The organism is Serratia sp. SM04 (genome assembly GCF_040280225.1).
Taxonomy (GTDB): Bacteria; Pseudomonadota; Gammaproteobacteria; order Enterobacterales; family Enterobacteriaceae; genus Serratia; species Serratia sarumanii.
Map to the genome: position 1 here is coordinate 50,209 of NZ_JBEOQT010000022.1, position 12,001 is coordinate 62,209.

At 61.0% G+C, this 12,001-nt stretch carries 10 protein-coding genes and 2 pseudogenes; 3 read left to right on the forward strand and 9 right to left on the reverse strand.

The window, feature by feature from the left end:
- Positions 1 to 5: 5 nt before the first annotated feature.
- From ABTW55_RS20795 to ABTW55_RS20810, 4 genes and pseudogenes are all read right to left on the reverse strand, one after another.
- Positions 6 to 1,217 (reverse strand): acetyl-CoA C-acyltransferase, encoded by a 1,212-nt coding sequence (locus ABTW55_RS20795; RefSeq protein WP_060420532.1) that lies wholly within the window; start codon positions 1,215 to 1,217, stop codon positions 6 to 8.
- 9 nt (positions 1,218 to 1,226) lie between these two features.
- On the reverse strand, positions 1,227 to 1,766 hold the full coding sequence (locus tag ABTW55_RS20800; protein ID WP_350429314.1) for a 3-hydroxyacyl-CoA dehydrogenase family protein: 540 nt from the start codon (positions 1,764 to 1,766) through the stop codon (positions 1,227 to 1,229).
- 195 nt (positions 1,767 to 1,961) lie between these two features.
- Positions 1,962 to 2,207, reverse strand: a pseudogene (locus ABTW55_RS20805) (3-hydroxyacyl-CoA dehydrogenase family protein); the annotation flags it as partial.
- Positions 2,208 to 2,253: 46 nt separating this feature from the next.
- Positions 2,254 to 2,754 (reverse strand): annotated as a pseudogene (locus ABTW55_RS20810) (3-hydroxyacyl-CoA dehydrogenase family protein); the annotation flags it as partial.
- A 335-nt stretch (positions 2,755 to 3,089) separates the two neighbouring features.
- Here ABTW55_RS20810 and ABTW55_RS20815 point away from each other — a divergent pair.
- The 3 genes from ABTW55_RS20815 (at position 3,090) to ABTW55_RS20825 (ending at position 5,274) form a co-directional block, all read left to right on the forward strand.
- Positions 3,090 to 3,806: a LuxR family transcriptional regulator gene (locus ABTW55_RS20815; RefSeq protein WP_047568131.1), complete on the forward strand. Its 717-nt coding sequence runs from the start codon at positions 3,090 to 3,092 to the stop codon at positions 3,804 to 3,806.
- 181 nt (positions 3,807 to 3,987) lie between these two features.
- Complete coding sequence (locus ABTW55_RS20820) at positions 3,988 to 4,416, forward strand: universal stress protein (protein ID WP_033637941.1); 429 nt, start codon at positions 3,988 to 3,990, stop codon at positions 4,414 to 4,416.
- Between the two features lie 177 nt (positions 4,417 to 4,593).
- A complete protein-coding gene (locus tag ABTW55_RS20825; protein ID WP_033637942.1) occupies positions 4,594 to 5,274 on the forward strand; it encodes a hypothetical protein in 681 nt (226 codons plus the stop codon).
- A gap of 45 nt (positions 5,275 to 5,319) precedes the next feature.
- Here ABTW55_RS20825 and ABTW55_RS20830 read toward each other — a convergent pair whose 3' ends face one another.
- The 5 genes from ABTW55_RS20830 to ABTW55_RS20850 all read right to left on the reverse strand — a co-directional run bounded on the left by ABTW55_RS20830 (position 5,320) and on the right by ABTW55_RS20850 (position 11,617).
- Entirely contained in the window at positions 5,320 to 6,333 is a 1,014-nt protein-coding gene (locus ABTW55_RS20830) for an Ldh family oxidoreductase (RefSeq protein WP_060420538.1), read from the reverse strand.
- Positions 6,334 to 6,352: 19 nt separating this feature from the next.
- Positions 6,353 to 7,918, reverse strand: coding sequence for an APC family permease (locus tag ABTW55_RS20835; protein ID WP_033646537.1), 1,566 nt, complete (start codon positions 7,916 to 7,918; stop codon positions 6,353 to 6,355).
- A gap of 44 nt (positions 7,919 to 7,962) precedes the next feature.
- Entirely contained in the window at positions 7,963 to 9,579 is a 1,617-nt protein-coding gene (locus tag ABTW55_RS20840) for an aldehyde dehydrogenase (NADP(+)) (RefSeq protein WP_060387558.1), read from the reverse strand.
- A 54-nt stretch (positions 9,580 to 9,633) separates the two neighbouring features.
- Positions 9,634 to 10,554, reverse strand: coding sequence for a dihydrodipicolinate synthase family protein (locus ABTW55_RS20845; protein ID WP_033654192.1), 921 nt, complete (start codon positions 10,552 to 10,554; stop codon positions 9,634 to 9,636).
- 208 nt (positions 10,555 to 10,762) lie between these two features.
- Positions 10,763 to 11,617 (reverse strand): AraC family transcriptional regulator, encoded by an 855-nt coding sequence (locus ABTW55_RS20850; protein ID WP_060420541.1) that lies wholly within the window; start codon positions 11,615 to 11,617, stop codon positions 10,763 to 10,765.
- Positions 11,618 to 12,001 lie beyond the last annotated feature (384 nt).

Genomic DNA, 12,001 nt, shown 5'->3' on the forward strand with positions numbered 1-12,001 from the left:
TTGTGTTAAACGGCTTTAAGGTTTAATGACAGCCCCTGACCGACGCCGACGCACATCGTCACCAATGCGTTGCCGGCCTGCCGATCGCGTAGTTCCAGCGCCGCCGACAGCACCAGGCGCGCGCCGGACATCCCCAGCGGGTGACCGAGCGCGATGGCGCCGCCGTTCGGGTTGACCCGCGCGTCGTGGGCGTCGATGCGCCAGTGTTTCAGCGCCGCCAGAACCTGTGAGGCGAAGGCTTCGTTAATCTCGATGATGTCGAAGTCGTTCAAGGTGAACCCGCCGCGCTGCAGCAAGCGCTCGGTGGAGGCGATCGGCCCCAGCCCCATCAGCGCCGGTTCAACGCCGGCGGCCGCGCTGTCGCCGATCTCCGCCAGCGGTTGCCACCCTTGGCGTTTCACGTAGCGCCCGGAAGCCAGCAGCAGCGCGGCGGCGCCGTCGTTGATGCCGGAAGCGTTGCCCGCGGTGACCGAACCGCCGGCGGAGAACGCCGGTTTCAGCGCCTGCAGCTGCTGCAGCGTGCTGAGGCGCGGGAACTCATCCTGCGCGAATGTACGCGTGGTCTTGCGATCCGCCGGCACGTCCACGGGCGTGATTTCCCGCGCCAGCCGGCCGCTGTCGATCGCCCGGCGGGCCTTTTGCTGCGAGGCCAGCGCGAACAGATCCTGCTCCTCGCGCGAGATGTGCTGCCGTTGAGCCACGTTTTCTGCCGTGATGCCGAGCGGATCGCTGCCGTAGCGCTCCGCCAGCCGCGGGTTAACAAAGCGCCATCCCAGCGTGGTGTCATACAGCTTCACCCCCTTGTCGAACGGCGTGTCGCCCTTGCTCAGCACATAGGGCGCGCGGCTCATGCTTTCCACGCCGCCGGCCAGAATCAGTTCGCTAAGGCCGCTGCGGATTTTCGCCGCGGCGTAGATCACCGCATCCAACCCAGAGGCGCAAAGGCGGTTGAGGGTGATGGCCGGCACCGACGGATCCAGCCCGGAAAGCAGCGCCGCCATGCGGGCGACGTTGCGGTTGTCCTCGCCGGCCTGGTTGGCGCAGCCCAGCACCACTTCGTCCAGCTTCGCTTCCGCCGCCGTATGGCGCTGCAGCAGACTGCGAATGATTGTTGCCGCCATGTCGTCGGGGCGGGTATGCGCCAGGCTGCCGCCATAGGCGCCAATCGCCGTGCGCGTGCCGTCGATCAGATAAACGCCGTCATCGTTAATGCTCATCATGGATCCTTAAGGCGTGGTCATCAGCGCCGGTTGCGCGGCGTGCAGAAGGGTGTAATGCGGCGCATAGCGTGCCGCGTGCAGCAGCTGCGCCATGTTGCTCAGCGTCGTCCTGACGTTTTTCTCCCCCAGGCTATCGAGCCAGCCGAAAATGCCGTCGGCGTAGTTAACGCCAGCGACGGCGGCGACATCGATGTCTTCCCGGCTGCAGACGCCGCTTTCCACCATGATCACCGACTCGTTGATCAGGCTGCTGAGGACGCGGGCGACGATCAGCGCCGGGGAGTCCTTGATAAATTCAACCTGCGGGATTGCCGTGTGCAGCAGGCGTAAAAACAGCGCCTTATTGGCCGCAGAGGCGTGGCGGTTGTGCGCTGCCACCAGATACGCCGTGTCGGCGTAGTTCAGGGCGACATCGACCACAAAGGCATCCGCCGCCGTCAGCTCCGCCAACTGGCTCGCCGTGCGGCCATCGGTGACGCTGACGGTGAAAGCCTCATTGATCTGGACGGCCGGCCCCAGGCCCGGTAAGGCCGGCCGTTGCTCCACGCGCAGCCGTGGCCACTGAAGCGCGGCCCGCTGTTGCAACAGGGTAAAAAAAGGGTGTTCGCCGTAAACGCGCAGCGTCTCGACGTCTGCATCGGTGGCGGCCGTTACCGGTAAGGCGTTTTCTTCGGCGGCAAAATAGGAGCGGCCGTTCTTTTTCCCCAACAGACCGGCATCGACCAGCGAACGCTGCAGATGGCCGGGGGTATAGCGCGGATCGTATTGCATGTCCTGCCAGATTTGCCGGCTGACCTGATAGTTGATGTCCTGGCCGATAAAATCGGTCAGCTCGAGCGGCCCCATGCGAAAGTGCCCGCCGGCCTTGAGGGCGCGGTCGATCTGCGGCGCGCGCCACGTGTTCTTCCAACAGGCGGAACCCTTCCAGGTAGTAGGGGCGGGCCATGCGGTTGACGATAAACCCCGGCGTGGCCTGGCAGACGACATCGCGTTTCCCCAACGCGGCTACCAGCTGACGGCAACGTTCGGTGGTGGCGCGTGCGGTAAAGTAGGCCGGGATGATTTCAATCAGTTTCATCAGCGGCGCGGGATTGAAAAAGTGCAAACCGATAAACCGCTCGCTGTGCGTCACCGCGGTTGCCAGCTTGTTAAGCGACAGTGAGGAGGTATTGGTGGCGATCAGCGTGTCGGGCTTGACCGCCGCGGCGATGGCCGCCAGCACCTCAAGTTTGGTTTGCTCTTGCTCGGCGATGGTTTCTATCACCAGCTCGCTGTCGGCAATGGTCTCAAACACCGAGGTGAACACCAGATTGGCCAGCACTGCGCCTTTATCCTGCAGCGCGATCTTGCCCTGTTCGACTTTCTTGTTCAGGTCTTGCACGATATATTCGCGAGCCTGATTGAGGGTATTGCCGTTGCGATTATAAAGCACCGTGCGAATGCCTTTTTGCGCGAAAAGATAAGCGATGCCTCTGCCCATCGTTCCCGCGCCGATAATCGCAGCCGATTGAATTGCCGCATTACTTTCTGCCATAGAAAATCCCCGTCACTGTATGCCATGCGAAATTCGCAAATGCTTATTATCTCTTTGGATTTACGGCGGCACCGGGTGCCTGTCTGGAAAGTAATTGGCGGTGCCTTGGCTGTCTAACGGTAGAAATGACAGGTTTACGCGCCGAGGATATTATGCTATTCGCGTAGTTTTCCTGTGCGGCGCAATAAAAAGGCTTATTTTAAGGGGAATAGCTGTTTTCGTTATAGCGTTGGTATTTTTTATTATATGAAACGGCTACTGACGCCGGACGGCGATATTCTATAGTGAGTCTGACCTATCGATAAATCGGCATCGCTATCTGGAGAACCTGCGTTATGGATACCCGCATTCAACGGCTCATGGCGGAGGTGATTGGCAGCCTGGCCGATCGAGAACGTTTTCTGACGCAACTGGGGCCCTGCGCTGAGGCGTTGGGGTTTGATTATTTCTCTTACATCGTGTTTTCCTGTTATCCGGCCAGCCGCCCCAAAATGCTGATCGAAGGGAATTTTTCAGCGAACTATCTCGAAGATTATCGGCGGCAGCGGGTGTATTTGCAGGATCCGGTTATTGAGCGCGCTCACCATTCCACGCTGCAGTTTCAGTGGGACGAAAGCTTTTATCACGAGCGGCCGCTGCTTTGGCGGCATATGGCGCAGTTCGGCCTGTGCGCCGGTTGGTCGCAGTCGGTCAAGGATTGCTATGGCCGGCTGGGGATCCTGACGTTTGCCGGCAAAGCGCTACCCGAGCAAACGCCGCAAGCGCGGGCGGCAAATGAAACCTTCTTCCTTTGGCTGGCGCAAACCGCCCATAAAACGCTGCGTGAAGCCTTGATCTCGGTGAACGACGACGCGATAAAAGATGTGCTGACGCTGCGCGAAAAAGACATCTTACGCTGGTGCAGCGAAGGGAAAACGGCGGAAGAGATCGCGCTGTTGATGGGGGTGAGCGAGCGCACGATCAATTTCCATATCGGCAACTCGATTAAAAAACTTTCTGTCGCTAATAAGACCGCCGCCACCGCCAAAGCGGTTTATTTGCAGCTGATTTAATCTTGAGTAATAAATAATTAAGTCCCTATCCGTTATCGGCGTGATGTTTATATTTTGTTAAATTAAGAACTGTCCTTATTCAGTATTTACCCCCCGATCACAAAAGCGTGATAAAGCGATTCACCGCGGCCGTGCGCGGCAGTATTCTGTAGGCACCCGGTTTACATAGAAAGGACGTGATATGTACAAGACTATTTTAGTGCCGATCGATATTGAAGAGGATCTGTTGACTGAGCATGCGCTGAAGCATGTGGAATATTTGGCGAAGCTGTCCGGCGCTAAAGTGCATTTCTTCCATGCGCTACCGGATGCCTCGGCTTTTGTTACTGCCTATTCGTTCGGTCTCAAGGAGTTTGAGAATCAGGCGGAAGTGAAGGCGGTGGATAAACTGAAGAAAATCATGTCGGAAATCGATCTGCCGTTGGATCGCCTCAATTATACCGTCAGCTTCGGCTCTGCACGCGATCAGGTGTTGGAACTGGCGGAAGAGATCGACGCCGATCTGATCATCATCGGTTCGCGTCGCCCGAGCGTGAAAACCTATCTGCTGGGGTCTAACGCCGCCGCTATCGTTCGCCATGCCAATATTTCGGTAATGGTGGTCAGATAATCCGTCTTAAGCCCACCGTTTTCGGGCGCGTTCTGCGGTTGCCGGCCGGCAGCAGAGCGTGCCTGGCGCTTTATTGCCATCTCAGCCTGAGCTGCTACGATTTTAGCTGACGTTTTTATGCCAACCGGGCCACCGGCCTTGCGCATATTCTTCATCTCAGCCAGAAGAGGGGCAGCTATGCCATTAGAAGTCGATGGGATTATCAGGGGCGATCGGGGCAGTGAACCGAGCCGTTGGCAACATGCGTCAACCAAGCCGCTTATTACGCTGACCTGGCATCACACCATTCCCTGGAACTGTTTGCGTAATGTCTGGAATGGTCTGGTGGCGGGGCAGCATTGGGACGCGCTGGACGAGTTTATGAACCTGATCGGTGTGCCAAACCGCGCCGAGGTGCTCAAACAGATCAAGAATAAAAATCTGCAGGATCGCGATGGATTACACACTCTGGTGACCTGGCAAGGATGGAATATCGTCGAGGGGCCAGGTAACGAATATCGCGCGCAGGGGGACGATCCCGGCGAAAACTTCGACGGTTGGTCGGGTAAGGGAATGAGCACTAATCAGCAGGCGACGCTGCAGCAGGTCAACGTGTTGTATCAGGTGATGGCGCCGTTGGGAAGCCGGGCGCTGGATGCCGCCAGACAGGCGCCGCCCATTACCGCTGAGGAAGCGGGCGTCTTGCAACGGACGATTAAGCAGACCCGCCCAACGTTGCGAGGAAAGGAACCGATCCGGTGGCAAGAAGATATGTGGCATCAGGTGCAGCCGGGTAAAGAGGCGAAACACTTTGCCCGCTGGGATACCAAACCGGTGTGGCGCAAGCGCCTGCACAGCGATCTGGCTCAGGCAGGATAAGCCTTTCCCCGCGCCGGGTTGCCGGCGCGGGGCATTAACCCGGCGCTAATCGCACAGCGCCACGATTTCGTCGTACAACGTCCTGGGGATTTCCACGCCGTATTGCTCGCTCTGGCGCCGCTGCCGATAACGGCGTTCGCCGGGGATGCGTGCGCCTTGCGCCTGCATATCGGCAAACATCGCCTCTGCTCCGGCGAAATATTTCGCCTTATCCGCACCGAGAAAACGCTCGGGATCCAACGCGATGATCAGCTCACCGCCGTAAGGCGACGAACCGGTGCCGTCGTCATAGGCCAGCGATTCCTTGCTGGTCATATCGCCGATCAGCGGCCCGGCCAACAATTCAACCATCGCCGCCAGCGCCGAGCCCTTATGCCCGCCGAAGGTCAGCATTGCACCCTCCAGCACGCTGGCGGCATCGGTGGACGGATTGCCCGCCTTATCAATGCCCCAGCCTTCAGGCAGCGGGGTGCCGGCGCGGCGATGCAGTTCGATTTCGCCGCGCGCCGCCGCGCTGGTGGCCATGTCGAACAAAAACGGCGGCCGATCCGCACGCGGCCAGCCAAAGGCGATGGGGTTGGTGCCGAACAGCGGTCGCGAACCGTCGGCCGGCGTCACCCACGCGTGGCTGGGTGTGCAGGCCAAGGCCACCAACCCCTGTTCGGTCAGCGGTTCGATGTCGGCCCACAGCGCGGAGAAATGCACGCAGCGGTTGATCGCCAGCGCGGCGATGCCATTGGCGCGCACCTTCTCGATAAAGACCGGCAGAGCGGTGCGGTAGGCCAGCAGGGAAAACGCGCCGCCGGCGTCGGCGCGCAAGATGGCCGGCGCCTGGTCGAACAACCTGGGCATCGCATCGGCAGAGACCTTGCCTGCCCGCAGCGATCGCACGCAGCCCAACAGCCGGTATAGCCCGTGAGAAGCGCAGCCGTCGCGTTCGCCCTGGGTGACATTTTGCGCCACCGCCTCGGCATGCGCCGGATTGAAACCGTTGCTGCGCAGCGTACGCAACGCCAGTTGATAAGCCTGTTCCAGCGACAGCACGTGCATGGATGTCATTTCGATGTCCTCCCCGAGTTCATTCTTCTTCATCGCCGATAAAATTGGCCTGGGGTAAACAGGTATAGGCGCCCCAGTAGTAAATCGCCAGCGCAATCACCGCCATGGTGAGGGTATCCCACGGGTGGGCAATAGCGCCGATGCCGCCGAAGCTGCTGAGATAGGAAAGCCCGATCACCAGCGCATAGAAGACGATCAGCCACAGCGAGGACCAAATTTGCTGCCGGAGGCTAACGGCATGGGTCGGCACCTGATTCTTGAACAGGATGTAGATGAAGAACATCAGGATCTGCAAGCCGAGCAGCCAGGAGACGGTGTCCCAGCCGGACCAGAAGACGATCAGCGCCGAAATGATAAACGACAGCGGGCCGAGCACGCAGAAACCGCGCACCCGGAACGGACGCGGCATATCGGGCGCATTGCGCCGCAGCCCGGCGGCGGTGACCGGGGCGATGGCGTAGCTCAGCACCAGGGCGGCGGACACCACGCCGATCAGCTTTTCCCACGACGGGAACGGTAGCGTCCAGAATACCGAAAGAGCGAAGGTCAACCACAGCGCCGGGCGGGGGATGCCAGAGTCGCCATCCACCCGGGTGAACAGTTTGAAGAAGGTACCGGCGCGTGCCCAACCGTAGATCACGCGAGGCGTGGCGTTCATATAGATGTTGCCGGTGCCGCTCGGCGAAACGATCGCGTCGCTGACCACCAGAAACGCCAGCCATCCCATGCCGAGCGTGATGGCGATGTCGCGGAACGGCAGGGAGAACTGTTGGCTGATGCCGGCCCAGCCGCCGCTCAGCATCTCGCTGGGGATACTGCCGAGAAACGCTATCTGCAGCAGCACATAGATGATGGTGGACAGCACCACCGACAGGATCAGCGCGATGGGAATGGTGCGCTGCGGCCGTTGCACCTCGCTGGCGACCGAAATGATCGGCGTCAGGCCGAGGTAGGCAAAGATGATGCCGCCGGCGGAAATGGCGGCCTCAACGCCGGCGGAACCGAAGGGGGCAAAGCCCTGGCTGTGCAGGTTTTCCGGTTTGAAAAAGCTGAACAACACCACGATCACCAGCAGCGGCACCAGAAACTTCAGCACGCTAATCAGGTTATTGGATTTGGCGAAGGTTTTGACGCTGTAATAGTTGAGCGCGAAGAAAAAGCACAGCAGCGCCAACTGCACCAGCCAGCCGACCGGGGTCGGGTCGCCGGAACCCGGCTGACTGAGGAACGGGAACCAGGCGGCGGCGTACTGCCGGGCGGCGACGACTTCGATGGCGATCAGGCTGGAGAAGGCGATCAGCGTGATAAATCCCAGCAGATAACCCATCAGTTCGCCGTGTGAGAATACCGGATAGCGAATGATGCCGCCGGCGCGCGGCAGGGCGGCGCCCAGCTCGCAGTAGACGATGCCGAGCAGCAGCACCGCCAGGCCGCCGATCAGCCAGGAATAGATGCCGGCCGGGCCGGCGATGGAGGAGACATGGCTGGCGGCGAACAGCCAACCGGAGCCGAAGATGGCGCCCAGACCGATGAACGTCAGATCGGTGAGCGTAAGCTGCTTCTTGAATTTGCCTTGGGTTGTCATGGTATTACCCTTTTGTTATTGAGTGGCAGGCAGATGCGGCCGGGCTAATTTTGGGCAGGTGAAACCAGGGGATCTCGGGTGTAAACGCCGTTCACCAGCCGTAGCAGGTTGAGCGGGTTGGCGTCCTGCAGCGCCGGCGGCAACAGCGCTGCGGGGGTGTTTTGCAAACAGACCGGCCGCAGGAAACGCTCGATGGCCAGCGTGCCTACCGAGGTGCCGCGCGCGTCGCTGGTGGCCGGATAAGGGCCGCCGTGCACCATGGCGTCGCACACCTCCACCCCGGTCGGATACCCGTTGAACAGCACCCGACCGGCTTTGCGCGCCAACAGGGACGTCAGCCCGGCGGCCATCGCGAGATCGTCGTCGTCCGCCAGCAGCGTGGCGGTCAACTGGCCTTGCAATGCCGCCAGCGCCGCATGCAGCTGCGCTTCGTCATCCATCGCCACCAGGATGCTGACCGGGCCGAAGACCTCTTGTTGCAGCAGCGGGTCGGCCTGCAGCAGCAGCGCCCCCTCCGCCTGATAAAGCTGCGCTGCCGCGCGAAGAGCGGGCGTTTCGCTGCGGCCTGCCAGATGCCGCATACCCGGGTGGGCATCGAGGGCCGCCAGCCCGTGACGGTAGTGCTCCAGCGTGCCGGCATTCAGCATCGGCTGCGGCTCGGCGGCGTTGACTAGGGCGCTCATCGTTTCGGCCAGCCGATCGAAGGCGGCGCCGCGCAGCGCGACTATCACGCCGGGCTTGGTGCAGAACTGACCGCAGCCGAGCGTGAAGGAAGAGACCAGTTCCTGCGCGATGCGCTGCTCGCGCCGCGCCAGCGCCTTGGGCAGGATCACTACCGGGTTGATGCTCGACATTTCGGCGAAGACCGGGATAGGTTGAGGGCGTTGCGTCGCCAGATCGAAGAGCGCCCGGCCACCTTGCAGCGAGCCGGTGAATCCCACCGCCTGAATCGCCGGATGTTGTACCAAATCGGCCCCCACGCGGTTGCCGAAGATCATGTTGAAGACGCCGGCGGGCATCCCGGTGCGTTCCCGTGCGCGCTCGATCGCCTGAGCGGTCAGCTCCGCGGTGATCATATGGCCGCTGTGCGCCTTGAACACGATCGGGCAGCCGGCGGCGAGCGCGGCGGCGGTGTCGCCGCCCGCGGTGGAAAACGCCAGCGGGAAGTTGCTGGCGCCGAAGACCGCCACCGGGCCGAGCGCCGTGCGGTATTGACGCAGATCGGGGCGCGGCAGGGGGGAACGCTGCGGCAGCGCGCAGTCGATGCGCACGCCCTCGACGTCGCCGCGCCGCAGCAGCGTGGCGAACAGCCGCATCTGGCCGCTGGTTCTGGCACGTTCGCCGCTCAACCGCGCCTGGGGCAAGGCCGTTTCCTGCATGGCGAAGGCGAAGAAAACATCATCCAACGCGTCTATCTCCTCGGCGATGGCGTCGAGAAAGTTAGCGCGTAGTTCCGCGCTGAGCTGCGAATAGGGCGCAAAAGCCGCGGCGGCGGCTTCGGCGGCGGCGGCGGTTTCTGCCGCCGTGGCCTGGTGGAAGCGGTAGCCGGTCGGCTGACCGTCGTCGGCGCGCAGGCTGAGCAGCGCCGCTTCCCCTTCGGCGCGGCGCTGGCCGCCGATAAATTGTTGGCCGCTGATGGCGGCATAGCGAGCGTTGGGCATCGGTTCCCCCGGTAGAGAAAGCATGACGCCCGGCATGGCCGGGCGGTGAAGGCGTTACAGGCCGACGTTCGGCAGCGCCGGGCGAGTGGCCAGCGCTTTATCGATCATGGCGTTGATCTCGCTGAGCGTTTCCCCCTGCAGCGCCAGGCGCGGCGGACGAGTGACGGCGCTGCCGCGGCCGACTCGCTGCTCACAAAGCTTGATGCACTGCACCAGGTCAGGGCGGGCATCGAGGTGCAGCAGCGGCATGAACCAGCGGTACAGCGCCAATGCTTCCTCATAGCGTTTTTCCTTCGCCAGCCGGAACAGGGTTTCCCCTTCGCGCGGGAAGGCATTGGACATGCCGGAGATCCAACCTTGCGCGCCGACGGCGATGCTTTCCAGCACCACATCGTCCAACCCGGCGAACAGCACGAAGCGATCGCCGACTTCGTTGCGCAGATCGATAAAGCGGCGGGTGTCGCCCGACGAGTCTTTGAAGCACACGATGTTCTCGCAGTCGACCAGCGAGGTCAGGATGTCGGGCGTGACGTCATTTTTGTAAATGGGAGGGTTGTTGTAGACCATGATCGGCAGGTCGGTCGCGCCGGCGACGCTGCGGAAATGCGCGGCGGTTTCGTGCGGCTTGGCGGAGTAGACCAGCGCCGGCATCACCATAATCCCGTCGACGCCGGCCTTTTGCGCTTCACGCGCCATATTCTGCGCGAAGGCGGTGGTGAACTCGGCGATGCCGGCGATCACCGGCACTTTACCGTCGGCGGCGTCTCTCGCCACTTCGATCACCGCCAGCTTTTCCTGCACCGTCATTGAGGTATTTTCACCGACGGTGCCGCACACCACCAGGCCGGAGACGCCGTCGCGCACCAGGTTTTTGATCACTGTATGGGTGGCGTCGAGATCCAGAGAGAAATCGTTGCGGAACTGGGTCGTCACCGCCGGGAATACGCCGCTCCAGCTTATGGCTTTATGGCTCATCGTCTTTGTCCTGTCGTCCGTAAGTGTTAATGAAAAGTGAATCTTTGGTAAGGCTCACCGACAGATTGACCGGTATTGCGCAGGGAGGCTTGACGCTTTTCGCCGATTGCCGCGACGAAATTGGCACAATGCCGGCGGAACGCGGGCGTGAAAAATCCGGGCGCCGGCGCACCGTGAAAAGAGGGGGGTAACCAGATAAATCAGCGCGTTAAGCGGAAAGCGTCAGGCGGAAATCGCGCGGCGTGGAGCCGGTTATCGCTTTGAACTGACGGCTGAAGGCGCTGTGATCGGTGTAGCCGCACTGCAGCGCGATGTCGGTGATCGGCAGATCGCCGGCCAGCAGTTCCGTGGCCTTTTCCAGCCGCACTTTATGGATCATCTGGCGCGGGGTGAGGTGGAAGATACGTTTGCAGTAGCGTTCGATCTGCGCCACCGACAACCCGGTCAGCGCCGTCAGCTCCTCAAGCGCGATCGGCCGGGCATAGTGGCGGCGGATGTGTACGTCGATCGCCGCCAGCCGTTGGTAGGCCGGGTGATTGGCCCTGGCCTCCTGCAGATCGTGAGAAATACCCGCCATACCGATGATTTTTCCCTGCGCATCATACAGCGCCAGCTTTTGCGTCAGGCACCAGCCGGTTTCTCGGCCGTTGTACAGGTGCATTTCCAGTTGATCCTGGATCAGCACGCCGTGGCGCAATACCCGCAGATCCTGTTCGGTATAGCCGGATCCGAGCTGAGCGGGAAAAACGTCGGCGGAGGTTTTGCCCAGCAGCGGCGTGACGGTTTTGAAACCGCAGCGCCTGGCCAGCGTGAGGTTGGCCAGCAGGTAGCGGGCCTGGGCGTCTTTGATAAAGAACACCACGTTGGGGATCGCGTTCAGCAACGGCGCGATCAGCGCCAGCGTATTCAGCAGATCGCGCAGGTTGTTCGGGCGCTGCTGCGCCAGCCCGTCGCACAGGCGTGACAGATGTTCGACGGCAAAAACGTCCTCCTGCTCCGGCAGCCCCACGAGTGAAGGCGGCGAGAGAGAAACCGGAGGCTGATAGTCTGAAGTGGATCTCATAGCAGTCCCTTTTCGGTCGTTAGCCGGGAAAACAGGCGGGTCAGGTTGATGTCTTCGCATCAATATTAACTTTTCTGTAACGAATCAAGCGCTATTTCCGGCCACCTGCCAAATATGCGGATTGCCGCATACTTTTGCCGGACGGCGCGTGGCGGTTGCTTGAAAACTGCGGCGTTTCTCGTCATGCGGAGATTTAGCATGAAAGTAACGCCATGATAAATAAGTTATTGTTATGGCATTCGTTAATATCATGCCCGCAACGCGTCAGGCCTGACTTTTGTCACTATGCTGATTTCTTCATTCGCCGCGCCGAAACGCATCAAGCCGTTAAGCCCACATTCGTTCAGGCTAACGCTATTGGTAACATCTCATTAACTCAGGAGA